Here is a 23,199-nt window from a genome sequence, read left to right on the forward strand (position 1 = left end):
CGGGATCAGCCTGCACTAAAGTCCCCATACCCTCACTCATTTGGAGTAAATGACGTTCATATGGCTATCGGATCTGATCGAAAACGATCGCCGACCTGGTGGCCTGACCCAGAGTGATCAAGGGCATACGGCGAGGAACCCTCCGGGCGTCACTCGCACCTCCGGGATTGCCTAGGCTTACGTCATGTCACGTGACGAGACCGCCGGCCTCCGCGCGGCCCAGCTCCGCCTCGGCCGTCTGCCCGGATACGTCCGCCGCCCGGACCCGGCGCGCCGCAGCGGCGAGAAGGGCCATACGTACAAGAAGGGCTGGGAGGTCCGCTTCACCGCCCGGAGCGAGGCCGAGATAGCAGAGATCCGCGACCTGGTGGTCGCCGCCGGGTTCGCCCCGGCCAGACCCTTCTTCAAGGGACACCAGCTGATCCAGCCGGTCTACGGCATGGCTGCCGTGCAGGCCTACCTGGCCGCTAGACAGGCGGCCGAGGAACACGCCGAGCGAGCAGCGCTCGGCCGCCGACGGCGCGCGACGGGGGCGCACTCGGGTACGACGCACACCGGAGGGGCGCATGCGAGCGGCGGGCACGCCCCGGGGGCGCATGCGGCGGGTGCGCACATCGCCGGGGCCCATGCGGCGGGTGCGCACGCCGCCGGAACCCACGCGGCGGGAGCGCACGCCGCCGGGACGTCCGGGACGTCCGGCATTCACCGGTGCGAGCGCGAGGAGACCGCCGCGGGAGCAGCTGCCACGGCGGCGGCCACGGCGGCGACAGCGGCTCAACTGGCCCGGTGCCGGGCCGTCGAGTCCTTCCCCTCCCAGGTCGAACGCGGCCACGCCGCCGACGATCTGCTCTCGCCCACGGAGGCACTCCACCGCTCCTGACCGGGCGGCACCGCGACGCCGCCCCGATCCGCGCCCCGGTCGCCACGAGCCGCCGGGGCGCGTTCGACGCCCTCACCACCACCCGACCCGGCGCAACCCCCGCCGCGAGTGCGGTTGCGCAGGCGGTTGTGCGCACGCGACTTCGCGCCCTGGGCGTGGACGCCCGGTCCGACAGGCCCTACGGTGGCACCTCAACTGCCGTGCGACCACTGCCGCCCCACACACTCTGACCAGCTGCGACACCCTCGTACCCACGCCCCCCGCACCACTGTGCGGCACTCCCCCGACCGACCCCCGACCGGCAGCACCGCCGCCGCGCCGCACCGACCGCCGACGGAACCGGCCGAGCGTCGGCGGGTTCCGGGCATTCCATCGGATTGGTCACCCAGCGCACCGAGGGCCTACCGTAGAGTGAGCACAGATGATCGACCGTCAGAAGTCCATCTCCCTTTCCGAGAAGACGAGATGACCAACCGTCGCACGAGCGCCGCCGAGCCTCCCCCGGGGCCCGGCGAACCGGAGGACGTTCCGCTGGAGTTCGCGGCCTTCTGCGAACTCCACCGCCCCCGGTACCTCAGCTACGCCCGGGTGTGGCTGACCGAGCACGCCCAGGCGGCCACCGCCGTCCAACAGGCGTTCTCCGAAATCGCCGTCCAGTGGCGGGAATTACTCACCAGTCCGAACCCGACCGCGCTCGCCTGGCAGATCCTGCGCGGCACCGTCGCCGAACACACCCGGCAGGAGACCCCCGCCCCGGACCGCCACCCCGCCGACGACGACCTCGCGATCCTGCACTACGTCGTCGGCCTCGCCGCCCCCGAGATCGCCGACGTCATCGGCACCGACACCGCCAGCGTCGCCGGGCGGCTCCGGCGCACCATGCTGCACGAGGCCTCCGGCTGGTGACCCGTCCCGCGTGCCCCGGTCGCTTCAGACCCGCTCGCCCGTCACGTCGAACAGGTGGTGCACCGGGTCGTGGATCAGGTAGCGAGCGAAGGTCTCGACCGTGAACCGCGCCCCGTCGCTACGGTCCCCGGTCCGCCGCCACTGCTCGTCCGACACCGCCTCGAACGCCGCAGCCAGCGCCTCCCCGGCCTCCGCCAGCTCCCCGGCCACCACCTGCGGCAGCTGCTCCCGGTAGCGCTCGGCGACCGCCGTCTCGTCTTGGTCCCAGTTCGGGAAGAGCGGGCCGTCCTGGTCGAGCATCAGGTTCAGCCGGACCAGGAACAGCCGGAAGACGTCCCGGACGTGGCAGGCGTACTCCAGGTCCGACCAGATCTCCGGGCTCGGGCGACGGCGCAGCCCGTCCTCGTCGCCCGCGAGCACCGCCAGCCAGCTCCGCGCGTTGTCCCGGAGCATCCCGGCGACGTCCGTGACGGGCACCGCCGGGGTGTCCAACCCGCAGTCGGGGCAGGAACGTTCCAGCACCCAGGTCCAGTCCTTGGTGTCCGGGACGATCGCGTCATCGGGGCTCGCGTGGTTCTCAGAAGCGCTCATGGCCCCAGCATCATCGCCCCACACCCCCGCCCACCAGCGGCAGGGGCGCCAGCGACCGCCGAAATGCTGCCAGGAGCGCTCCCGGCCGGCTGTCATCGTTCAACGAACGCGCCGCCCGCTCCTGCACCAAGGCCGGGTTCGTCCTCGAAGGCCGCGCCCGTCCGGCCCACCACTGGGACGACCGCTACTGGGACGTCCTGCACCTGGCCGCCCTACGGGACGACTGGCTCAGCACTCACTGACCGGGTCCCTGGTACGGCGGGTACGGTGGCACGCCAGCGGCTCGCCTACGGCGGCGCGCCATCACCACAGCGGCCGCGGACGCGCCGACGACCACGGCACCGGCGGCCACGGCGGTGATCACCAAACCGGTGTCGCCTCTGCCGCCGGAGGTGGCTTCGGGGACCACGGAGGGCTGATCCGTCGCGTCGGTCTCGTCGTCAGTCGCCGGCGTGCCTTTCGACTCCGGCCTGTTCGCAAGCGGGTTTTCCTTCGGCCCATTGTCCACAGCGGGGTTCGCCTCCAACGCCTTCGCGGGTGAGACGGTTCCGTAGCCGTAGTGATTGTTCGGCACCACAGTCCCGTTGACAGGAGGGGTGGCCGACTTGATCATCCGGTTGATGACCTGACCGGCGGACAGGTTCGGGTACTTCGAGCGAATCAGCGCGGCAGTGGCGGAGACGTACGCAGTGGCGTCAGAGGTGCCGCTCACCCGGTCGTAGCTCGTCGATGACTTCGCCGTAGCTCGGTAGATCCCCACACCGGGTGCCACAAGGGTGGTTTCGGGACCAGAGGTGGACTTTTCCCACACAGCCCCGTTGGAGTCCACCGCTCCTACCGCGACCACCCCCGGGAAGGCGGCCGGATATTCAACGTCCTTGTCCGCCCCGGTGTTGCCCGTGCCGGAAACCAGCACGACATCCTTCGACACTGCGTAGTTGACGGCTTTCCGCAGATTCGAGTTGAAGCGCGAGTCACCTGCGAGGGAGATGTTGATGACGCCCGCGCCATGATCTGCCGCGAAGCGGATCGCATCTGCCAGATCATGCTGTCGAGAATTGGGGTTCGGCTGGGCGCTGGGGCCATCGCCATCCGTCCCCACCTTCACCGGCAAGATCTTCGCCTTCGGAGCCAGCCCCATGATCCCGGTTTGTGTGCCATGCCCGTGGCCTGCGATCAGGCTGGCCATCCCCGTGCCGTGACCGTCGCCGTCGACGCGGCCATCCGTTTTCCCGCCGGAGAAATCCGCCCCGGGAAGGACCTGGCCGACGAGATCCTGATGGTCTTGGTTCACCCCGGTGTCGATCACGGCAACGACCACCCCGTCGCCCTGGCTCGTCGTCCAGATCTTCGCCTCGGCCCCGAAGGTTTTCAAAGGCCACTGCTGGTCCCTGATCTGATCAGCAGATGCCGGCGGAACCGCGACGCTCGCCATAAGAGCCGCAGCGGCGAAAGCCGCTCCACCGCGCGCCACCCAGCGGCTCGCCAATTCGGTCACCCCTCCCAACGAGGCATCCCGCAGATCACCGACCTGCGGGATGCGATCAGCGCGCCATCCGTCTCTAGCCGCCCTACGGGACAACTGGCTCAGCACTCACTGACCGGGCCCCTGGTACGGCGGGTACGGTGGCACGGCAGCGGCTCGCCTACGGCGGCGCGCCATCACCACAGCGGCCGCGGACGCGCCGACGACCACGGCACCGGCGGCCACGGCGGCGATCACCAAACCGGTGTCGCCGCTGCCGCCGGAGGTGGCTTCAGGGACCACGGAAGGCTGATCCGTCGCGTCGGTCTCGTCGTCAGTCGGCGGTGTGCCTTTCGACTCCGGCCGCTTCACCAACGGGTTGTCCTTCGGCCCGTTGTCCACAGCGGGGTTCGCCTCCAACGCCTTCGCGGGTGAGACGGTCCCGTAGCCGTAGTGACTATTGGGCACAACCGTCCCATTGACGGGGGCGGTGGCCGACTTGATCAATCGATTGATCACCTGTCCCGCCGACAGGTTCGGGTACTTCGAGCGGATGAGCGCGGCGGTGGCAGACACGTAGGCAGTGGCGTCAGAGGTACCGTCCCCCTCCCCATAGCTCGACGAGGACTTGGCTGTGGCGTGGTAGATGTCCACTCCAGGCGCGACAAGCGTGGTCTCAGGGCCCGATGTGGACTTACCCCACACGGCCCCCTTGGAGTCAACCGCCCCGACGGCCACCACTCCCGGGAAGGCGGCCGGATAGTTGACGTCATTGTCCGTTCCGGTGTTGCCTGTGGCAGCGACCAGCACAACGTCCTTCGACACGGCGTAGCTGACGGCCTTGCGCAACGTCGAATCGAAGCGGAAATCCCTCCCACCGAGGGACATGTTCACAACCTTCGCGCCGTGGTCCACCGAAAAGCGAATAGCGTCCGCGAATGCCCCCGGCTGAGGAGTGGAATCATCGCCCTTTGTTCCCACCTTCACCGGCAGGACCTTCGCCTTAGGGGCCAGGCCCTCCACCCCTGCCTGTGCCCCGTGCCCGTGCCCCGCGATCAGGCTCGCCATACTTGTGCCGTGACCGTCACCGTCCACCCGGCCGTCCGTGTTGCCGCCGGAGAGATCCGCGCCGGGAAGCACCTGCCCGGTAAGGTCCTGGTGATCTTGGTTCACTCCAGTATCGATAACAGCGACGATCACTCCGTCACCTTGACTGACCGGCCAGAGCTTGGCCTCAGCCTCGAAGGACTTCAGCGCCCACTGCTGATCCCTGATCTGATCGGCCGATGCCGCCGGTACGACAACCGTGCAGACCACTGCGCCAGCGGCAAGCGCCGCCGCACCACGCGCCAACAGGCGGCTCGTCAAACCCGGTCACCCCACTCAACGAGGCATCCCGCAGATCACCGACCTGCGGGATGCGATCAGCACACCATCCGTCTCTAGCCGCCCTACACGACGACTGGCTCAGCACTCACTGACCGGGCCCCTGGTACGGCGGGTACGGTGGCACGGCAGCGGCCCGCTTACGGCGGCGCGCCATCACCACAGCGGCCGCGGACGCGCCGACGACCACGGCACCGGCGGCCACGGCGGTGATCACCAAGCCGGTGTCGCCGCTGCCGCCGCCAGAGGTGGCTTCGGGGACCACGGAGGGCTGATCCGTCGCGTCGGTCTCGTCGTCAGTCGGCGGTGCGCCCAGCGACTCCGGCCGGTTCACGAGAGGGTTCTCCTTCGGACCGTTGTCCACAGCGGAGTTGGCCTCCAACGCCTTCCCTGGCGAAAGGAGTCCATAGCCGTAGTGGACGTTCGGTACCACCGTCCCGTCTGGCGGAGGGGTCGCCGACTTGATCATCCGGTTGATCACCTGCCCTGCGGACAGATTCGGATACTTGGACCGGATGAGCGCGGCAGTGGCGGACGCATAGGCGGTGGAGTCGGATGTGCCGTTGCCGATCGCGTAGCTTGTCGGGGATTTCGCCGAGGCACGGTAGATCTCCACACCGGGTGCGAGAAGCGTGAGTTCAGGGCCCGGCTTTGAGCTGCCCCACACGACCCCCTTGGAGTCCGCCGCCCCGACTGCCACGACCCCGGGAAAGGCGGCCGGATAATTGACGCTCAAATCCGCAACGCTGTTGCCTGCTCCTCCAATCAGGACAGCGTCCTTCGACACCGCGTACGCCACGGCCTTACGGACCTGGGAGTCGAAGTGGAAAGGCCCTCCGACGGACATATTGATAACCGTCGCACCGTGATCCACAGAAAAACGGATCGCCGCCGCGAGGTCGTTCTGTTCAGGCATGGGACCGCCGTTGCTCGTCCTCACCTTGACCGGGAGGATCTTCGCTTTGGGTGCCAGGCCCATCACTCCGTCGTGTGTGCCGTGCCCGTGCCCCGCGATAAGGCTCGCCATTCCGGTGCCATGGCCGTCGGTGTCGACACGGCCGTCCGTCTTGGTACCAGAGAAGTCAGCTCCAGGCAGCACTTGTCCGGTCAAATCTTGATGCTCCGAGTCCACCCCGCTGTCGATCACTGCAACAACGACACCCTCGCCCTGGCTGACGGGCCACACCTTCGTCTCAGCCTCGAACGTCTTCAGGGCCCATTGTTGGTCCCTAGTCTGATCCGCCCACACTGCCGGCGCGGCAACCGACCAGACCAGCGCCCCAGCGGCAAGGACCGCCGTACCACGCCCCAACAAGCGGCTCGTCAATCCGGTCACCCCACTCAACGACGCATCCCGCAGATCACCGACTGCGGGATGCGATCAGATCACCCGTCCGACTGCGGACCGGCCTCATTCCACCACGTTCGGATTGGCTGGCTTATCCGACGCCCAGGTCTCCTCGTCCTCGACGAGGTAGTCAGGCCGCTGGCCGTCCTTCCCTCGATCCTTCTTGCGACGTTGCGCCTCGCTCATCGGGACACCGGGAGACATGACGCCCGTGCCACGGCCCTCAGGTTCGGCGATCGTGCGACCACGGGCACCCAACCCGGATCCGCCTTCGGTAAAAACCTGCTTGCCACGTGCATCCGCACCGGGTGGCGCCATCTCACGGACGGCGCCACCGGGCCGGGCCAGCGGACCGCTCGCCTGCTTGGCTCCGGACACACCACGCCCCCCGGCCCCGATGCCCGGATAGACCTCTCCACCACCGGTGCTGGCGCCTCGGCTTCCACGAGTGCTCATGCCCTCAGCCGATGCCGTTCCTCCGGGAAGGCCCTTACTCCCGAATCCGATCTTGCCCTGCTCGAAGCCAGGGCCGACAGGCGCGTTCTGCATCAAAGGCCCCGCAGGAGTGGCAGTCGCTGGGCCACCGCCAGCGGTCGGTGCGCTCGCAGGGGGCGTGGGCGACGGGACGTTCAAGCCAGACGTCTGGGTCCCGGAGGTCACGGGGCTCGGCATACTTCCGCCTGGACGGGATACCGGGGTACCCGAGATGCCTGCATCAGAGGCGCGGCCTGCGGTGGTCAAGGGTTTCGACGACGACTGGGCGACCCCTCCCTTGATTCCGGAGTCGGTGGGAGCGACCGTGGTCTTCGGATTGGAGCCAGCCACCATCGGAGGCTGGGAGGACTTCGGTCGCACCGGCGCGGCCGCGCTCGCCGACCGTGCCGGCGTGCCTCCGGTCCCAAACGAGGTTCCCGAAACCACTGCGGCTGCCACGGCTGCGGCCCCATTTGGGTCGTTCTGCGGTCCAGCGTCCCGGCTGTCGTCAATCGGCGGCCGCTGAAGTGGCGGCGGAGCCTTCAGAGCCGGCGTCGCGACGCGGTAGTGCATCGCGAGGGTCTGCATGACGGCGGCCGCTTCGGCCTTCTTCCGGTCGGCGATCTGGATGTGGTCGTCCTCGCTGCTGAAGAAGTCGCCGACGGTGTCCTTGATCTTGTCCCAGTTGCCGGGTTCTTCGGGCATGTTGCGCTTGGCCGTGGCCATCGCCTCGGACATGTTGTGGAGGGTGTTGGCCGCGTCGTTGGCGTAGGCGGCGACCTCGTTGATGTTCGAGGCGAGGGTGAGCATGGAGCTGTGGAAGGTGTCGCTGGTCGTGCCTTCCCAAGAGGTGGCCGCCTCGGTGCTGACCTTGGTCAGGGTCTTGCGGATCTCCTTGAGGGTGGTCGCCGCCTTGCGCCACGGGTCGCCGGCGGCCATCACCGCGCCGGGGTCGAGGGACTGGGCCATCTTGCGGAGATCGGCATGGCTGTACTTGGTGAAGTCGGTGTAGACCACGGGCGGTTCACCTCCGGTCGGGTGGTGGGTCAGATGGTGGCGTTGCCGCGCTGGGACGGGACCTGGTTCGCCTCGTACGCGGCCTCGCTGGCGGCCGAGGGATCGGCTACGGACCAGCCGTCACCGGACAGCGTCAGCTTCGTGGCCACGTGCTGGTCGTGTTCCTCGTAGTTGGTCGCAGTGAGTTCGGCCTTCTTCTGGGCCTGGTCGATCGCCTGCTGGAGCTGGTTGAGCACGTCCCGCAGGGCGTCCCGCATGGTGCTGTAGTGGCCGTGGATCTCGGTGGCCTCGGCGAAGGTGCCGAAGGCGGTCTTGCCGATGCCGCTGCGCCCGTGGGTGGCGTTGCCGTCCGCGTCCTTCTCGAACTCCTTGAGCAGAAGCCGTACTTGGCCGGCGAACGTGCGCAGTTGCTCGATCTCGACCCGGTAGCCCTGGTTGGCCCCGCCGGTCGAGCCGGTCCCTGTTCCCATTGCGGCGCCCCCCGTGCGTCCGTTCCTGGCGTTCGGGGCCGGGCCCCGGTGCCCTATGTCTAACACACCGGGTCGGAAGCCCGCCCGGTACACGGTCAGTTCGCGGGCGTCCGGCCGCGCTGGGCCTCGGTGAGGGCGCGGCGGCAGAGGGAGTCGGCGTGCCGGGTGGTCTCGGGCAGGCGGTAGCGGCGGGCGAGTTCGAGGGTGGTGTGCACGGCGGTGTCGAGGCCGATGCGGTGGCCGACGGAGACGAAGACGGGTTTGACGCCGGGCCGGGTGCGGACGGCGCGGCCGACCTCCTCGCCGGTGGCGGGGTCGGTGAGCGGGGTCCAGGAGCCGCGGTCCGGGCCCGGGGTGTGGTGGTCGAAGGTGAAGGGGGTCTTGGCGACGCCGAGGGTGCGCAGGCCGGTGAGGACGCCGAGGTGGCTGGCGAGGCCGAGGCGGCGTGGGTGGGCGAGGCCGTAGCCGTCGCAGACGACGGTGTCGGGGGTGCGGGTGAGGGCGGCCAGTGCGTCGAGGACGGCGGGGAGTTCGCGGAAGGCGAGCAGTCCGGGGACGTACGGGAAGGCGATCCGCCCGACGGCGGTGGCCTCTTCGACGACGTCCAGGGTGTCCCGGTCGAGCAGGACGGCCGCGGCGACGACGAGGTCGCGGTCGTCGTCGTAGGCGACGTCGACTCCGGCGATCAGCCGGCACGGGGCGTCGTCGTCCACGGCCCGGACGAGCGGCCGCAGTCGTTCCTGTTCGGCGAGCGCCTGGGCCTCGGTGGTGGGCCAGTCGGCGGGGATGGGCACGGTCGGTTCCCCCGGTCTGCGCGGTGTCGGTCGGGTTCCACCGTACCGAGGGGTGCGGACGACCCCGGGGTGAGCCCGTGCGCCCCCTGTGCCCCTGACCCCGCGGGCTAGCCTGGTCGTACGAACTCCCTTGCCGGGCAGGCCTCCTGGAACCGGCGCCATTCCCGCCCGTTCCCCCGACGTGCGAAGGACCCCCGCCATGCCGCGTCCGTCCGCTGCCCAGTTCTGCCTCGGCTCGTTCACCGTCGTCGCCACCGCCGTGGCACTGCTGGCCGTATCCGGCGCCGCGGGCGTCCTGGAGGTCGCGGTGCTGGTGGCCTTCGCGCTGGCGCTCGGCACCGTGGTGACGGTGCTCTCGGCGTCCGTCTCGCACCGCTCGGCGGCGGTCACCGACGGCTCCGGGGCGTCTCCGGCCGCGGCCGGGCACGAGTACGCCCGGCAGCGCTGATCCGCCGCCGGGCGCCGTCGTCCCGCTGCCGCGCTCAGACCTCGGTGGTGACCACCACGGTCTTCGCGGCCTTGTCGTGGATGCACTGCCGGTAGGGCCTGTCGAAGACGCCGAACAGGCCGTCGATGATCCACCACAGGGCGGCGCAGCAGATCACGGCCGGGAGGATGTAGACGGCGGCCCGGGTCCAGGCGGCGGCCTGGGTGGGCGTGTTCCCGTCGACCAGCATGGCGACGCGGATCTTCATCGCCTTCTTGCCGAGGGTCTGGCCGTCCCGGCCGAGCATCAGGGCCTCGTAGACGAGGTAGATGGCGCAGCCGAGCCAGAAGGCTTCGGTGCTGCCCTGGCGCGTGCCGAGGTCGACGAAGGGGCCCACGACGAGGACGGCGATGACCTGCATGAGGAGGTAGTCGATGAGGCGGGCGAGGATCCGCTTGGGCCAGGTGCCGATCGGCGGCATGCCGGGGACGGGGCCTCCGCCGGGGGCGCCGTACATGCCGGGGCCGGGGCCGTAACCGGGCGGGGGCTGGTCGTACGGCGAACCGCCGTAGGGCGGCTGGCCGTAGGGGTCCTGACCGGGGGTCGGTCCGCCGTAGCTGCCCCGGTAGGCGCCGGGGCCCTCGGAGGGGGCGCCGGACGGGGCGTCCGACGGGCCGTCGGCCGGGCTGCCGTGGGGCTCGTCGGACGGGGTGGGGCGCGGCGGTTCGCCTTCCGGCGTGCCGCCGCCCGGGGTGGGGGGCTGCTTGTCGAAGGAGGGCTGACCGCCCCCCTCCGGCTGGGGGCCTGAGGGGTCGTGGGTGCTCATCCCCCGAGTAGAACATCACACATTCTCAAGGCTTGGAACATTTTGTCCGTTTTGCCGTCCACCGCCCGGCCCGGCCACCGGACGCACCGGGCCACCGCGCACCCGGACGCACCCGGCGCCACGCCATCGGGCGCACCCGGCCACCGCGCCCTCAGGCGCGGACCACCCGGGTCCGGGCCGCCCGGTCCTGCCAGCCGCGCCGCGCCGGACGGTCGAACAACGGCCAGACCAGACCGAGCAGCAGCACCACACCGAGCTGCCGGACGATCCACCGCAGCAGCGAGCGGCCGAGGCTCAACCGGGCCCGGCTGCGGGGGGCGGTGGCGTCCACCACCCGGATCCGGGCCAGTCGCTTGCCGAAGGTCTGGCCGCTCCGGGCGATCGGCAGCACCTCGTAGACCAGGCTGACGAACACCAGGATGCCGATCAGCGCGGCGAGCTTGCCCAGCACCACGTCGTCCACCAGCCAGACCTGGACGTGGCGGCGGGCGAGGGAGCTGGCCATCCTGGCCTGGTCGAGCTTCTGCCGGAGGTGCTCGGCGACCGAGCCGCCGAGCGGGATACCGGCCGCGACGGCGACCACCAGCAGCACCGCGGTGTCCACCGCCCGGGCGGCCATCCGCCGCCCCAACCCGGCGGGCGCCGGGGCCGCCGACCGACCGCGGACGGCGGTCTTCCGGGCCGGCCGCGCCGCGGGCAGCGGGGCGGCGGGAGGCGCCGCGGGCCCGGCCACCGGCGCGGGGGTCTCGACCGGACGGGTCGCCACCCGGACCGGGACGGGCGGCTCCTCGGGTTCGGCCGCCACCTGGACCACCGGCATCGCGATGACGGCCTCGACCGGCGCCGACACCTCGCGGACCGCCACCGCCACGGCGGGCGCGGCGGGCGCAGCGGGCGCGGCGGGCGCAGCGGGCGCGGCGGGCGCAGCGGGCGCGGCGGGCGCGGCGGGCGCGGCGACCTCCACCGCAACAGCAGTGCGCTCCCCCTCCGCGCGCCCCTCCTCTTGCTCGGGCGCCCCCGGAAGCACCCCCCAGGACACCCAGCGCGCGGACCCTCCCGTCTCCATCAGCCCCCGCTGGGCCTGTGGATCCACCTGCCATCCGGAGGCCCCGGGTGCCCCGGTGGCCTCCTCCGCCGAGGGCTCGACGGTGCGGAACACCGGGCCGCCGATCACCTCGGCGACCCGCGGCCCGATCACGAAGGACGCCCCGCCCGTGGTCTGGTCGAGGTACACCGGCCCGGTGTCGCCGGAGCCCGGGACCTCCCGGGACGGTGACGTCGTACGCGAAGTCGCGGGCACCACCACAGGCAGCTCCGGACGCTCGGGCGACGCCGACAGCGCCACCGGCGCCGACACCGGTACGGGCCCCGGCTCATGGGCGGGCGCCGATACCTGCGCGGGCGCCGGAACCGATGCCGGCACCGTCGGAGGCGGCACCACCCGCGCCGCCGCGACGTCGGGGGCGGGCCGCCGGGCGGCGTACCGGGGCGGCCGCAGCACCTCGCCCTCGGCGGGCGCCGGCCGGGTGGTGCCCGGCACCCAGGCCGAGCCGCCCCAGTACCGGATGAAGCCGGGGATCGACGGGTCGGGGTAGTAGCCGGGCTCGGGAGCGACGGCCGGGTCGCCGTCGGCGGCGAAGGGGCGGTCCGTCATGGGGTCTTCTCTCCTGTCAGGTCCTGACGAGGGGCGGCGGGGGGCGGCCGGCCCTCAGCAGGTCGAAACGGGTCCGGACGGGTGGAGGAAACGGGTGGAGCAAAACGGGTGCAGGAAAGCGGGTGCAGGGAAACGGGTGGAGGGGACGGTGCGGGAAGCAGGCGCGGGAAGCGGGTTCAGAAAACGGATGCGGGAGTACGGCGGCGCGCGAACAGGTCTAACGGGTCGAACGGGTCTAACGGATCGAACGGGCTGCGCGCCCGCGCACGCCCCCGGGCGACGACGCACGTGGGGGCTCCACCGAAGGCGGACAGTCGCCGGGTAGTCACAAAGGGTAGTACCTCGCCGGAGTGCCGACGGGAAGTTGGCGATTCCCCGGACAGCGGACGGCCGCCCGGGGTAAGGAACCGGGCGCGCGACGGCAGCCCGCGCGCCGCACCCACCGGCCGTTCACCACCCCGCACGGAACTACCCGAAGAAATTTCGGAAACGTGTGTAAGAACCGCGCCGGACCGCCCTCTCAAAGGTCACAGGGCCCGCAACCGGGCACGAACCGAAGGCAGAGAGGTAGACGATCATGGACCGCCCCGTCAGCGTCGTGGAGCACGAGTTGGAGCTGAACCTGGTGCTCTCCCCGGAGCACAGCGTCCCCGTCCCGGCCCGGCTGACCTACGGCAGCCACGACCCGTACGCGGTGTACATCACCTTCCACCTGGACACCGGCTCCCCGGTGACCTGGGTGTTCGCCCGCGAGCTGCTGGTCGAGGGCACCTTCCGCCCGTGCGGCCAGGGCGACGTGCGGATCTGGCCGACCCGCTCGGGGCGGCGCAGCGTGCTGTGCCTGGCGCTGAGCTCGCCCGCCGGCGACGCGCTGCTGGAGGCGCCGCTGCCGGCCGTCGCCGCCTGGCTGGAGCGGGCCCACCGGCTGGTCCCGCCGGGCAGCGAGCTGGCCGCCCTCGACCTGGACGGCTCGCTCGCCGAGCTGCTCGCGTAGGCGTGCCGGTCGTGCGCCGCAGCGTGCACTGGTACGTCCAGGAACTCCGTGACGCCGGGGACCGCCCCGCGCAGGAGCACCGGCACGCCGGCGACCAGGGGGTCGACGGCAGCAGCCGGAACAGGGGAGGCGGGAGCGACGGCGCCCCCGCCGGGTCAGCGGGCCGCGGGGGCCTGCTGACGACCGCGGGCGGTGTCCGGGCCGCCGCCGTCGCGCTGTCCGGGCAGCCGGACGAGCGGGGCGCCGGCGGAGCGTCGCCGTGCCCTTATCCGGATGGCGGCGGCGAGCAGGAAGCAGAGTCCGACCCACGGATAGATCGAGGTGGGCAGCTGGCGCAGCGGTGACATGTGGAGGACGGCCGCACCGAGCGGCTTCGCCGCCCACATCGCGAAGGACAGGAAGGCGAGCAGGGTGGCCCAGAAGGCGGCCCGCCAGCGCAGCCGGCGGACCGCGGCGGGGCGGGCGTGCTCGACCGAGGCCTCGGCGGCGAGCAGGACGAGCATCGGGACGCACCAGACCCAGTGGTGGGTCCAGCTGATCGGCGAGATCAGCACCGCCGTGACGGCCGCGACGCAGACGCCCCAGGCCTCGGACCGGGGCAGCCAGCGGCCGCTGCGGGCGGCCCAGGCGGCGACGGCGAGGCCGGCGACGGCGACCACGCCGGCCCCGAGGGTGGCGAGGATGCCGGGGTCCGGGGTGTGCAGCAGCCGGGCGAAGGCGCCGCGCAGCGACTGGTTGTCGACGATCTCGGTCTTGCCGACCCGGGACGAGTCGTAGAGGTACTTGGTCCAGAAGCCCCAGGTGGCGTCGGGCAGGAAGAGCGTCCCGATCAGGAAGGTGCCGAGGAAGGTGAGGCCGGCCGTGAAGGCGGCCCGGACCCGGCCGGTGATCAGCAGGTAGACCGCGAACAGGCCGGGGGTGAGCTTGATGCCGGCGGCGATGCCGATCGCCAGGCCCTTGCTGCGGCGCCCGTCCGACCGGGTGAGGTCCCACAGGATCAGGCAGCCGAGCGCGAGGTTGATCTGGCCGTACCGGAGCGTGGTGAAGACGGGTTCGAGCCAGACGCCGAGGCCGGTGACCAGGACCACGCCGATCGGCCGCAGCTCGCGGCGTGGCCAGCCCACCAGCTTGAAGGACAGGTGGGCCATCAGGGCGAGCAGCCCGAGGTTGCCGAGAGTGATCGCCATCCGGAGGAAGGCGATCGGGAACCAGGTGGTCGGGACGAACAGCATGGCCGCGAACGGGGGGTAGGTCGCGGGCAGGTTCCACTCGGTGACGCGCAGTGCGTAGAGGTCGTTGCCGTTGGCGACGGCGGCGCCCTCCGCGCGGTAGACGATCATGTCGACCATCGAGGTGTGCACGAAGTGGCGCACCACTGCGTAGGCGACCAGCGACAGCAGCGCCAAGGACGAGGCGACCAGCATCGGACGGCGGGGCGCCTCACGGAGCGCGCGCACCGGGGCACCGACCGCGATCCGCAGCCGGTCGGACAGGGAGGCGGGCGGTGGGGCGGGTACGGCCCGCACCGGGCTGCGCTCGTCTTGCACCGCTGTCACTGTCCACTCCGTCCACCGCTCGGCCAACCAGCGACGATACCGGATGCGACCCGCCCCGTCCTGGGCGCGAGCGACCACGCAAAGTGACGAAAGTGCCCCGGCCGCCCGTGCTCGGCTGCGGACCGAGCAGGGACCGCCGGGGCTGTCGAGGCGGCCCGGAGAGGGCGTGGAGCGGGCACGGACTGACGGCGGGGCGCCTGCGGAACGGGCCCGCCCGACCGATGCCGGCCGCGCCGGGGGACCGGATCGGCGGGCTGAGCGAGGGATGGGATTCCTTTGGGCTTCCGTCGATGAACAGCCCGAACGGCCGCTCCCGTCCGCCGTCATCTCGGGAACAGCGCGCCCCGGGTCCGGCGCCGCCCGGCCCGGGCGGGCGGGGCCTGCTCCGGGCGGGTGCGCAGCCGCAGCCGGGTCTCGGCGCCGCCGAGAACGGCGGAGCGGCCGAGCGCGACGTCCCCGCCGGTGGACTCGGCGAGCTTGCGGACGATGTCCAGCCCGAGGCCGGTGGAACCCTCCCCGCCGTGGCCTCCGCCGCGCTTGAGGGCGGCGGCCGGGTCGCTGTAGCCGGGGCCGGCGTCGCCGACCAGCACGATCACCGAGCAGCCGGTGGCCAGGACGTCGACCGAGAAGGCGGTGCCGACGGCGGTGTGCCGGAAGACGTTGCCGAGCAGCGCGTCGACGGCGGCGGCCAGGTCGCCGCGCTGGACGGGTACCGGCGCGGGGCGCTCGGCGCCGGCCAGCTGCCAGCGGCGGCCCTCGTCCTCGGCGAGCGCGGACCAGAAGCCGACCCGTTCGCGGATCACCTCGGCGGCGTCGCAGCCGACCGCGACGGCGGGCGCGTCCTCGGGGGCGCGGCGGGCGGAGCGGATGATCTGGTCGACCTCGCGTTCGAGCTGGGCCACCGCGTGCCGGGTGGCGTCGGCCGCGTCGCCGTCGCCGAGCGAGGCGGCGTTGAGGCGCAGCACGGTCAGCGGGGTGCGCAGCCGGTGCGACAGGTCGGCGGCCAACTCTCGTTCGGCGGCGAGGAGCTGTACGACCCGGTCGGCCATGGTGTTGAACGCGTGGGCGGCTTCGCGCAGTTCCTCGGGGCTGCCGTCGACCTGCTTGCCCTCCACCGGGACGCGCACCGCGAGGTTCCCGGCGCCGAGCGAGCGGGCGGCGGCGGCGAGCCGGCGGGCGGAGGCGACGATCCGGCCGCCCATCCGGTCGGCGACCAGCACCGAGATGGCGACCAGGCCGAGCGCGACCGCGGAGAGCACCAGCCAGGCGGTGGAGACGCCCCGGGTGAGGTCGCTCTCGGCGACGAACACCTCGACCACGGCCGTCCGGCCGGTGTCCACCGCGACCGGCTGGAGCAGCGCGTAGCCGCCGGGGACGGCGACGGTGAAGGCCCGGCCCTGGCCGCCCGCCGTGGCCACGTCCGCCGCGGCGGCTCGCCCCTCCCCGATGGTCGGCCCGCCCGGCCCCTCGGCGCCGGTTCCCCCGGCACCCGTCGCTCCGGCACCGCCCGCCCCCGCCGCCCCTGTTGCCCCGGCCGCCCTCGCCGCCCCGGCCGGCACCGGCAGGTGCACCGCCATCCGCCCCTGCGCCCCCGCGTCGGTGCTGGCCAGCGCCCGGTCGATGGCGTCCTGGTCGGTGGTGATCGCCAGCGCCGGCCCGAGCGCCGCGGCCTGCCGTTCGGCGGCGGTGAACGCCCGGTCCCGGGCGGTCTGTTGGACCATCAGGCCGAGCGGGATGAGGAAGGCCAGCGCGACCATGGTGGTTCCGGCCACCGCGGCCCTGATCAGGGCCCAGCGCAGCGAGTGGGCGAACCGCTTCACGTCCGGTGCCCCGCGGGGCCCCCGGGGGCCTCCAGCCGGACCCCGACGCCCCGGACGGTGTGCAGGTAGCGGGGGCTGGAGGCGGTCTCGCCGAGTTTGCGGCGCAGCCAGGAGAGGTGGACGTCGATGGTCTGGTCGCCGCCGTAGGTCTGCTGCCAGACCTCGGCGAGGATCTCCTTGCGCGGCACCACCACCCCGGGCCGGGCCGCCAGGAAGGCCAGCAGGTCGAACTCGCGCCGGGTCAGGTCGAGTGCCCGCCCGTCCAGGACGGCCTCGCGCCGCTGGAGGTCGATGGCCAGTCCGCCGACGTGCAGCACCTGGGCGACGGGCGCTGCGCCGCCGCCGAGCCGGCGCAGCACGGCGGTCATCCGGGCGCTCAGGTGCTCACCGGAGAAAGGTTTCACCAGGTAGTCGTCGGCGCCGTCGTTGAGCAGCCGGACGATCTCCGCCTCGTCGTCCCGCGCGGTGGAGACGATCACCGGGACGTCGGTCAGGCCCCGGATCATCTTGAGTGCCTCGCTGCCGTCCAGATCGGGCAGGCCCAGGTCCAGGATCACCAGGTCGCAGCCGACCTGCGCGACCTCCCGCAGCGCCTCCAGGGCCGTACCCACGCTGCGGACCGCGTGACCGGTGTCGGTCAGATGGCGGATGAGCGCGGAGCGTACGAAGGGGTCGTCCTCGACCACGAGCACTGTTGCCATGGCCCTGCACGGTACGCCATCCACGGGCAGTGGTCTGTACCTCGTGGGTCGCTCCGTAACAGTCCGGACATTGGGCAACTGCCTTGCCGAACAGCGGGGGTGCCACTCCGCCGATCGGGAAATACGGCAGGATGTGCGGACGATGCGGAACGGACTGGTGCAGCTCTGCGCCTGGGCGGCGGCCACCGGGGCGGCGGTGGCGCTGTCCTGGCTCGGCGTGCACGCGGTGCTCACCGGGGCCGCGTTCGAGCAGCCCACCGCGCTGCCGCTGCCCTCCCCGAGGGCCGGCGGCACCCCGCTCGGCGCGACCGCCACCCCCGGCCCGGCGCCGACGGCGGACACCCCGACCCAGCCCGCGTCCCCGAGCGCGACCGCCACCTCCGCGGCCACCACCGCCGCACGCACCCCGGCCACCACCCCGCCTGCCAGACGGCCGGCGCCCAGCGCCACCACCACGTCCACGGTGCGCAGCTACCCCGTCCCCGGCGGCCGGGTCGCCCTGGACATCCGCGCCGACCGGGCCTCGCTGGTCTCCGCCACCCCGGACCCGGGCTGGCAGATGCAGGTGTGGAACGGCGACCAGTGGATGCGGGTGGACTTCACCAGGGACACCCAGGCCAACTCGGTCTTCGTCTACTGGAACGGCCACCCGCCGGTGGTGGAGACGGCCGTCCGCTGATCCGGCGTCGGTCGGTCACCAGCCGGCGAAGGGCTCCTGTCCGGGCGGGCCGACCGGGGCGCACCTGGTCCGATTCATCCTGGTCAAGCTGCGCCCCGGGCGGGAGAATCGGCGGCACCGCTGTACAGAATGCCCACCGGAGGACGGAGCCGCGATGCCCCCCGCCCAGTCCCCGAGCTCCCCCGGCTCGCCCGACTCCCCCGCCCGGCAGGGCGCTTCCGCCACCCCGGCGGGCGGCGGGAACGACTCCATCGACGCCCTGGACGGCCGGCTGATCCGGCTGCTGGCGGAGGAGCCCAGGATCGGCGTGCTGGAGTGCTCGCGCCGGCTGCAGGTCGCCCGGGGCACGGTGCAGGCCCGGCTGGACCGGCTGCAGGCCAAGGGGGTGATCAGCGGCTTCGGCCCGGAGGTGGACCCGGCCGCGATCGGCTACCCGGTGACGGCCTTCGCCACCCTGGAGATCTCCCAGGGCCAGGGCGCGGACGTGCGGGCACACCTGGCGCGGGTGCCGGAGGTGCTGGAGCTGCACACCATCACCGGCATCGGGGACATGCTGGTGCGGATCGTGGCCCGGTCGAACGCGGACCTCCAGCGGGTGATCGACCGGGTGGTGGGCTTCGACGGGATCGTCCGCTCCTCCACCGCGATCGTGCTGGAGAACCCGGTGCCCTACCGGATCCTGCCGCTGGTGGACCAGGCCGCCGCCGAGTAGGCCCCGGTCCGGGGTCAGCAGCTGGGGACGTCGCCGCCGCTCTTCAGCGCGTCCAGCGCCGCGACCGACTCGGCGAGCGTGCCCACCGGCACCAGCCGCAGGTTCTTGGGGGTGTTCACCTTGGCGTCGGTGCACTCCTCCTTGGGGACCAGGAAGACCGTCGCGCCGTCCCGGGCCGCCGCCTGGGTCTTCAGCGGGACGCCGCCGACCGGGCCGACGGTGCCGTCCTTGTCGATGGTGCCGGTGCCCGCGATCCTGAGCCCGCCGGTGAGGTCGCCGCCCTTGCCGTCGCCGGCCAGCTTGTCGACGATGCCCAGCGCCAGCATCTGCCCGGCGCTGGGGCCGCCCACGTCGCCGAGGTCGACCTTGACCTTCACCTGGTCCGGCGAGAGGTGGAGGTAGCCGAGGGCGGCCGCGGTGGCGCTGTCCTGCGACTGCGCCATCTGCTCGGCCGTCTCCTCGTTGGCCTTGGCCGGGCTGCTCTGCGGGTACACCACCTCGGTCGGCTGAACGGCCTCCTTGGGGTCGAACCAGGCCTGCAGCGAGCGCCACAGGGAGGTCCGCTGGTCCGCGTTGGTGGCCGTGATGGTGACCATCCGCAGCTCGCCCGTGGTGCTGCGCAGCGGCGCCCCGCTGATGGTGAGCACCGGCTTGTCCTGGTACGAGCCCAGGGTGTCCGCGGTCAGGCCCGGCCAGGTGACGGTGTACGGCAGCGGGACGAACGCCGCCACGCCGAACAGTGCGGCGATCAGCACCCCGCAGAGCGCGAGCGCGCGGGTCCGCGGGGACGGCAGGGCCTTGGGCAGCTTGGTGTCGGACACAAGGGGAATCCAAACACACCCGGCGCCGTGATTCCCCACTGCCGCCGGGCGCTACCTCAGGGCGTCGGCGACCTCGGTGGCGGCCTCCACCACCCGGGGGCCGACCCGCTCGGGCACCAGCCCGTTGAGCATCACGACCCCGACGCTGCCCTCGATGCCGCTCAGCCCGAGCAGCGCGGCGGCGGCCCCGCTGGCCCCGGACTGCTCCTCCGCACGGGTGATGACGAAGCCCTGTTCGGGCCGGCGCTGGCTGGGGAAGGTGCGGGCCTCCAGGATCGCCCGGCCGGCCGCGCTCTCGGTGAGCGGGTGGCGCAGTCCGGTGCGGTAGGCGACGTGGAAGTCGGTCCAGCTGGGCTCGACCACGGCCACGGCCAGCGCCTCGTTGCCGTCCACCAGGGTCAGGTGGGCGGTGGCGCCGAGGTCCTCGGCCAGGCTGCGCAGGGCGGGCAGCGCGGCCTCGCGCAGCAGCGGGTGCACCCGGTGGGCCAGCCGCAGCACGCCCAGGCCGACCCGGGCCCGGCCGCCGATGTCGCGGCGGACCAGGCCGTGCTGTTCCAGGGTGGCGAGCAGGCGGTAGACCACGGTGCGGTTGACGGCCAGCCGGGCGGCCAGCTCGGTGACGGTGAGCCCGCGCTCGGAGTCGGCGAGGAGTTTGAGGACGCGGACGCCGCGGTCCAGCGTCTGGGAGGTCTCGGCAGTCACGACGGGCGGTCCTTTCCGCGGCGCTCGCGGGGCGTGCGGCGCCGGGCCCGGGGGGGTCGGGGTCGCGCGCAGGTGGGGGTGGCCGCGCTCGGGCCGCGCGGCGTCGTCCTTGACGACCGCGCGGTCCTGCGGAGCCCGTCCCGCGGGGGTTGCCCGGCGGAAGAGCGTGGGGGAAAGGTAGTGAAGGAAGTCTCGCGACGGAAGTGGTTGTCCAAAATTCGGGCGCGATCGTCATCGCGACCGCCGGGAATTCGGGACGAACCCCACCATTTCGCCAGCTCTGCCAGAGCGTCAGTTCGACGCCGGTCCGATGTCCGGACACGCCGGAACGGACGGGTCCGGGCCGGAGCGGCCCGGACCCGCCCGCCGGACCGTTACTTCGCCCACTCCCGGATCTTGGCGATCCGCGCCTTCAGCTGGTTGGCGGTGGCCTGCGCGGTGAGCGGCCCGCCGCACTGGCGGCGCAGCTCGTTGTGGATGGTGCCGTGCGGCTGGCTGGTGCGGTGGTGCCAGGCGGCCACCAGCGCGTTCAGCTCCTTGCGCAGTTCGCGCAGCTCCTGGTGGGTGACCACCGGCCGCTGCTCGGCCGGCAGCTCCAGCAGGTCGGCCTCCTCGGCGGGCTTGGTCCTGCTGCGCTGGATCTGCCGGTGCTGGCGCTTCTGCAGCAGCATCTGCACCTGGTCCGGCTCCAGCAGTCCCGGGATGCCGAGGTAGTCCTCCTCCTCCTCGCTCCCGGGGTGGGCCTGCATGCCGAACTCCATGGCGTTGTACAGCACCCGGTCGAAGACCGCCTCGGAGCCCAGCGCCTCGTAGGAGAACTCCTCCCCGCCCGCGCCGTCCGGCCCGTCGTTGGCCCGCTCGGCCTCGGCGAGCAGCCGGTCCTCCTCGTCGAAGAGGCCGTCGCCCTCCTTCTTCGGCCGGTCCAGCACGTGGTCGCGCTGGAGCTCCATCTCGTTGGCGAAGCCCAGCAGCATCGGGATGGTCGGCAGGAACACCGAGGCCGTCTCGCCGCGCTTGCGGGCGCGCACGAAGCGGCCGACGGCCTGGGCGAAGAACAGCGGGGTGGAGATCGAGGTGGCGTACACCCCGACGCACAGCCGGGGCACGTCGACGCCCTCGGACACCATGCGGACGGCGACCATCCAGCGCGAGGTGCCCGCCGCGTAGTCGGAGATCCGCTTCGAGGCCTCGGCCTCGTCGGAGAGCACCAGGGTGACCTTCTCGCCGCTGATCTCGCGCAGCATCTTGGCGTACGCGCGGGCCACGTTCTGGTCGGTGGCGATCACCAGCCCGCCGGCGTCCGGGATGGCCTTGCGGACCTCGGTCAGCCGACGGTCGGCGGCCTGGAGGACGGACGGGATCCACTCGCCCTGCGGGGACAGCGCGGTGCGCCAGGCCTGGGCGATCAGGTCCTTGGTCATCGGCTCGCCGAGCCGGGCCTCCAGCTCGTCGCCGGCCTTGGTGCGCCACCGCATGTTGCCGCTGTAGCTGAGGAAGATCACCGGGCGGACGACGTGGTCGGCGAGCGCGTGCCCGTAGCCGTAGGTGTAGTCGGCGACGGACTTGCGGATGCCGTCGCTGCCCGCGTCGTACGCGACGAACGGGATCGGGTTGGTGTCCGAGCGGAACGGCGTCCCGGTCAGCGCCAGCCGGCGGGTGGCCGGCTCGAAGGCCTCGAAGCAGGCCTCACCCCAGGACTTGGAGTCACCGGCGTGGTGGATCTCGTCCATGATCACGAGGGTCTTGCGGGCCTCGGTGCGGTTGCGGTGCAGCATCGGGTTGACGCCGACGCCCGCGTAGGTGACCACGATGCCGTGGTAGTCCCGGGAGAGCGGCCCGGAGGAGTACGCCGGGTCCAGCCGGATGCCTATCCGCGCGGCGGCCTCGGCCCACTGCTTCTTCAGGTGCTCGGTCGGTGCGACGACCGTCACCTGCTGCACCAGGTGGTTGTGCAGCAGGTACGAGGCCAGGGTGAGCGCGAAGGTGGTCTTGCCTGCGCCCGGGGTGGCGACCGCGAGGAAGTCGCGCGGCTGGGTCTCGATGTACTTGTCCAGCGCACCCTGCTGCCAGGCCCGCAGCTTGCCCGCGGTGCCCCAGGGGGCACGGCCGGGGAAGGCCGGGGAGAGGTGGTGCGAGGCGGCGGGCGCGGCATGGCCGGCGGCCCGGGCGGGCTCCTGCGGCTCCGATGCGTCGGAGAACAGCGGCATCGAGGAGGCGGCGGCAGTACTCACGGTCTCCGAGGGGGATCATCGCAGGTCAGAGGCGTTCTTGCGGCCCCGTCCCGCGGTCGGGCGGCGATCGGACAACCCGCCCAGCGTACCGGTCCGGGGCTGTTCGGGCCTCCAGGCCGGGCTCCGCGCCGGGCCCGGACGGCCGGAAATCGATGTGACACAGGTCACAGTTGATCGCCCGCGGAACCGGGTAATCCCCGGTCCCCCCGGCACTCTCATCAGGGTGAGGCCGCGCCAACCCCACCTGCCGTCGCGCGGCCCCGCCGAACGAAGGGACCCACCCTTGTACTCCGCCGTCGAAGAGACCGTCCAGGCCCACCTGATCCTCTCCCCGCACCGCTCGGCCCGGCTGCGCGTGGTGCTGTCCTACCTGCCGGAGGACCCCTTCGCGGTCCGGATGACGTTCCCCGCCGAGTTCTCGCTGGACGACGCCGTGGACGGCCCGAGCGCCGAGGACGTCGTCTGGGTGTTCGCCCGTCGGCTGCTCTCCTCCGGCCTGGAGGTGCCGACCGGCGTCGGCGACGTCCACGTCCGGCCCACGGTCGCGCGGCGCACCATGGTCGAGCTGCGGGCCCCCGAGGGCACCGCGCTGCTCCGCTTCGACACCGCCGACCTGCGGCGCTTCCTGTGGCGCAGCCGGCTGCTCGTCCCCGAGGGCGAGGAGCACCTGCACCTGGACGCCGACCGCGCGCTCGCCCAGCTGCTCGGCTGACGAGGCGACCGGCGTCCGGGAGCGCCCCCGTGC

At 72.4% G+C, this 23,199-nt stretch carries 22 protein-coding genes; 7 read left to right on the forward strand and 15 right to left on the reverse strand.

What is annotated here, in order from left to right:
- The first annotated feature begins 184 nt into the window (after positions 1-184).
- A complete protein-coding gene (locus ACZ6Z8_RS26460) occupies positions 185-880 on the forward strand; it encodes a hypothetical protein (protein WP_465612536.1) in 696 nt (231 codons plus the stop codon).
- A 465-nt stretch (positions 881-1,345) separates the two neighbouring features.
- Positions 1,346-1,786, forward strand: a complete 441-nt coding sequence (locus tag ACZ6Z8_RS26465) for a hypothetical protein (RefSeq protein WP_465612537.1) — start codon at positions 1,346-1,348, stop codon at positions 1,784-1,786.
- A 24-nt stretch (positions 1,787-1,810) separates the two neighbouring features.
- Here the strand turns inward: ACZ6Z8_RS26465 and ACZ6Z8_RS26470 are convergent, their stop codons facing one another.
- The 7 genes from ACZ6Z8_RS26470 to ACZ6Z8_RS26500 all read right to left on the reverse strand — a co-directional run bounded on the left by ACZ6Z8_RS26470 (position 1,811) and on the right by ACZ6Z8_RS26500 (position 9,331).
- Positions 1,811-2,377, reverse strand: coding sequence for a DinB family protein (locus tag ACZ6Z8_RS26470; protein ID WP_465612538.1), 567 nt, complete (start codon positions 2,375-2,377; stop codon positions 1,811-1,813).
- A gap of 235 nt (positions 2,378-2,612) precedes the next feature.
- Positions 2,613-3,875, reverse strand: a complete 1,263-nt coding sequence (gene mycP, locus ACZ6Z8_RS26475; RefSeq protein ID WP_465612539.1) for a type VII secretion-associated serine protease mycosin — start codon at positions 3,873-3,875, stop codon at positions 2,613-2,615.
- A gap of 96 nt (positions 3,876-3,971) precedes the next feature.
- Entirely contained in the window at positions 3,972-5,210 is a 1,239-nt protein-coding gene (mycP, locus tag ACZ6Z8_RS26480) for a type VII secretion-associated serine protease mycosin (protein ID WP_465612540.1), read from the reverse strand.
- Between the two features lie 106 nt (positions 5,211-5,316).
- On the reverse strand, positions 5,317-6,564 hold the full coding sequence (locus ACZ6Z8_RS26485; RefSeq protein WP_465612541.1) for a S8 family serine peptidase: 1,248 nt from the start codon (positions 6,562-6,564) through the stop codon (positions 5,317-5,319).
- A 75-nt stretch (positions 6,565-6,639) separates the two neighbouring features.
- Positions 6,640-8,067, reverse strand: a complete 1,428-nt coding sequence (locus ACZ6Z8_RS26490; RefSeq protein ID WP_465612542.1) for a WXG100 family type VII secretion target — start codon at positions 8,065-8,067, stop codon at positions 6,640-6,642.
- 29 nt (positions 8,068-8,096) lie between these two features.
- The gene (locus tag ACZ6Z8_RS26495) at positions 8,097-8,537 is read right to left on the reverse strand and encodes a hypothetical protein (RefSeq protein ID WP_465612543.1); all 441 of its coding nucleotides are present in this window, start codon (positions 8,535-8,537) and stop codon (positions 8,097-8,099) included.
- A 95-nt stretch (positions 8,538-8,632) separates the two neighbouring features.
- A complete protein-coding gene (locus tag ACZ6Z8_RS26500) occupies positions 8,633-9,331 on the reverse strand; it encodes an endonuclease V (RefSeq protein WP_465612544.1) in 699 nt (232 codons plus the stop codon).
- Between the two features lie 199 nt (positions 9,332-9,530).
- Here ACZ6Z8_RS26500 and ACZ6Z8_RS26505 point away from each other — a divergent pair, with 199 nt between their 5' ends.
- Positions 9,531-9,779, forward strand: coding sequence for a hypothetical protein (locus ACZ6Z8_RS26505; RefSeq protein ID WP_465612545.1), 249 nt, complete (start codon positions 9,531-9,533; stop codon positions 9,777-9,779).
- A gap of 34 nt (positions 9,780-9,813) precedes the next feature.
- Here ACZ6Z8_RS26505 and ACZ6Z8_RS26510 read toward each other — a convergent pair whose 3' ends face one another.
- Together ACZ6Z8_RS26510 and ACZ6Z8_RS26515 are read right to left on the reverse strand one after the other, a co-directional pair.
- Positions 9,814-10,584, reverse strand: a complete 771-nt coding sequence (locus ACZ6Z8_RS26510; RefSeq protein WP_465612546.1) for an RDD family protein — start codon at positions 10,582-10,584, stop codon at positions 9,814-9,816.
- A gap of 151 nt (positions 10,585-10,735) precedes the next feature.
- Positions 10,736-12,238 carry an RDD family protein gene (locus ACZ6Z8_RS26515; RefSeq protein ID WP_465612547.1) on the reverse strand — a complete coding sequence of 501 codons (1,503 nt, stop codon included), beginning with the start codon at positions 12,236-12,238 and terminating at the stop codon, positions 10,736-10,738.
- 577 nt (positions 12,239-12,815) lie between these two features.
- Between ACZ6Z8_RS26515 and ACZ6Z8_RS26520 the strand changes: the two genes are divergently transcribed.
- Positions 12,816-13,232: an SsgA family sporulation/cell division regulator gene (locus tag ACZ6Z8_RS26520; RefSeq protein WP_030284038.1), complete on the forward strand. Its 417-nt coding sequence runs from the start codon at positions 12,816-12,818 to the stop codon at positions 13,230-13,232.
- Positions 13,233-13,387: 155 nt separating this feature from the next.
- Here ACZ6Z8_RS26520 and ACZ6Z8_RS26525 read toward each other — a convergent pair whose 3' ends face one another.
- From ACZ6Z8_RS26525 to ACZ6Z8_RS26535, 3 genes are all read right to left on the reverse strand, one after another.
- Positions 13,388-14,788 carry a glycosyltransferase 87 family protein gene (locus ACZ6Z8_RS26525; protein WP_465612548.1) on the reverse strand — a complete coding sequence of 467 codons (1,401 nt, stop codon included), beginning with the start codon at positions 14,786-14,788 and terminating at the stop codon, positions 13,388-13,390.
- A gap of 323 nt (positions 14,789-15,111) precedes the next feature.
- A complete protein-coding gene (locus tag ACZ6Z8_RS26530) occupies positions 15,112-16,587 on the reverse strand; it encodes a sensor histidine kinase (RefSeq protein WP_465612593.1) in 1,476 nt (491 codons plus the stop codon).
- A gap of 17 nt (positions 16,588-16,604) precedes the next feature.
- Positions 16,605-17,309: a response regulator transcription factor gene (locus ACZ6Z8_RS26535; protein WP_465612549.1), complete on the reverse strand. Its 705-nt coding sequence runs from the start codon at positions 17,307-17,309 to the stop codon at positions 16,605-16,607.
- A 142-nt stretch (positions 17,310-17,451) separates the two neighbouring features.
- Here ACZ6Z8_RS26535 and ACZ6Z8_RS26540 point away from each other — a divergent pair, with 142 nt between their 5' ends.
- The gene (locus ACZ6Z8_RS26540; RefSeq protein WP_465612550.1) at positions 17,452-17,988 is read left to right on the forward strand and encodes a hypothetical protein; all 537 of its coding nucleotides are present in this window, start codon (positions 17,452-17,454) and stop codon (positions 17,986-17,988) included.
- Positions 17,989-18,142: 154 nt separating this feature from the next.
- Complete coding sequence (locus ACZ6Z8_RS26545; protein WP_465612551.1) at positions 18,143-18,700, forward strand: Lrp/AsnC family transcriptional regulator; 558 nt, start codon at positions 18,143-18,145, stop codon at positions 18,698-18,700.
- A gap of 14 nt (positions 18,701-18,714) precedes the next feature.
- Here the strand turns inward: ACZ6Z8_RS26545 and ACZ6Z8_RS26550 are convergent, their stop codons facing one another.
- The 3 genes from ACZ6Z8_RS26550 to ACZ6Z8_RS26560 form a co-directional block, all read right to left on the reverse strand.
- Positions 18,715-19,521, reverse strand: coding sequence for a S16 family serine protease (locus ACZ6Z8_RS26550; RefSeq protein WP_465612552.1), 807 nt, complete (start codon positions 19,519-19,521; stop codon positions 18,715-18,717).
- A gap of 51 nt (positions 19,522-19,572) precedes the next feature.
- Positions 19,573-20,223 (reverse strand): IclR family transcriptional regulator, encoded by a 651-nt coding sequence (locus ACZ6Z8_RS26555; protein ID WP_030284022.1) that lies wholly within the window; start codon positions 20,221-20,223, stop codon positions 19,573-19,575.
- A gap of 374 nt (positions 20,224-20,597) precedes the next feature.
- On the reverse strand, positions 20,598-22,430 hold the full coding sequence (locus tag ACZ6Z8_RS26560) for a DEAD/DEAH box helicase (protein WP_465612594.1): 1,833 nt from the start codon (positions 22,428-22,430) through the stop codon (positions 20,598-20,600).
- 307 nt (positions 22,431-22,737) lie between these two features.
- On the opposite strand from ACZ6Z8_RS26560, the gene ACZ6Z8_RS26565 reads away from it, so the two are divergent.
- Positions 22,738-23,166: an SsgA family sporulation/cell division regulator gene (locus ACZ6Z8_RS26565; RefSeq protein ID WP_465612553.1), complete on the forward strand. Its 429-nt coding sequence runs from the start codon at positions 22,738-22,740 to the stop codon at positions 23,164-23,166.
- Positions 23,167-23,199: the final 33 nt, after the last annotated feature.

This window comes from Kitasatospora sp. NPDC101108 (assembly GCF_055584725.1).

Coding starts and splice junctions, on each gene's coding strand:
- ACZ6Z8_RS26460 (WP_465612536.1), top strand. CDS start 185: ATGTCACGTGACGAGACCGCCGGCCTCCGCGCGGCCCAGCTCCGCCTC.
- ACZ6Z8_RS26465 (WP_465612537.1), top strand. CDS start 1,346: ATGACCAACCGTCGCACGAGCGCCGCCGAGCCTCCCCCGGGGCCCGGC.
- ACZ6Z8_RS26470 (WP_465612538.1), bottom strand. CDS start 2,377: ATGAGCGCTTCTGAGAACCACGCGAGCCCCGATGACGCGATCGTCCCG.
- ACZ6Z8_RS26495 (WP_465612543.1), bottom strand. CDS start 8,537: ATGGGAACAGGGACCGGCTCGACCGGCGGGGCCAACCAGGGCTACCGG.
- ACZ6Z8_RS26505 (WP_465612545.1), top strand. CDS start 9,531: ATGCCGCGTCCGTCCGCTGCCCAGTTCTGCCTCGGCTCGTTCACCGTC.
- ACZ6Z8_RS26510 (WP_465612546.1), bottom strand. CDS start 10,584: ATGAGCACCCACGACCCCTCAGGCCCCCAGCCGGAGGGGGGCGGTCAG.
- ACZ6Z8_RS26515 (WP_465612547.1), bottom strand. CDS start 12,238: ATGACGGACCGCCCCTTCGCCGCCGACGGCGACCCGGCCGTCGCTCCC.
- ACZ6Z8_RS26520 (WP_030284038.1), top strand. CDS start 12,816: ATGGACCGCCCCGTCAGCGTCGTGGAGCACGAGTTGGAGCTGAACCTG.
- ACZ6Z8_RS26535 (WP_465612549.1), bottom strand. CDS start 17,309: ATGGCAACAGTGCTCGTGGTCGAGGACGACCCCTTCGTACGCTCCGCG.
- ACZ6Z8_RS26540 (WP_465612550.1), top strand. CDS start 17,452: ATGCGGAACGGACTGGTGCAGCTCTGCGCCTGGGCGGCGGCCACCGGG.
- ACZ6Z8_RS26545 (WP_465612551.1), top strand. CDS start 18,143: ATGCCCCCCGCCCAGTCCCCGAGCTCCCCCGGCTCGCCCGACTCCCCC.
- ACZ6Z8_RS26560 (WP_465612594.1), bottom strand. CDS start 22,430: ATGCCGCTGTTCTCCGACGCATCGGAGCCGCAGGAGCCCGCCCGGGCC.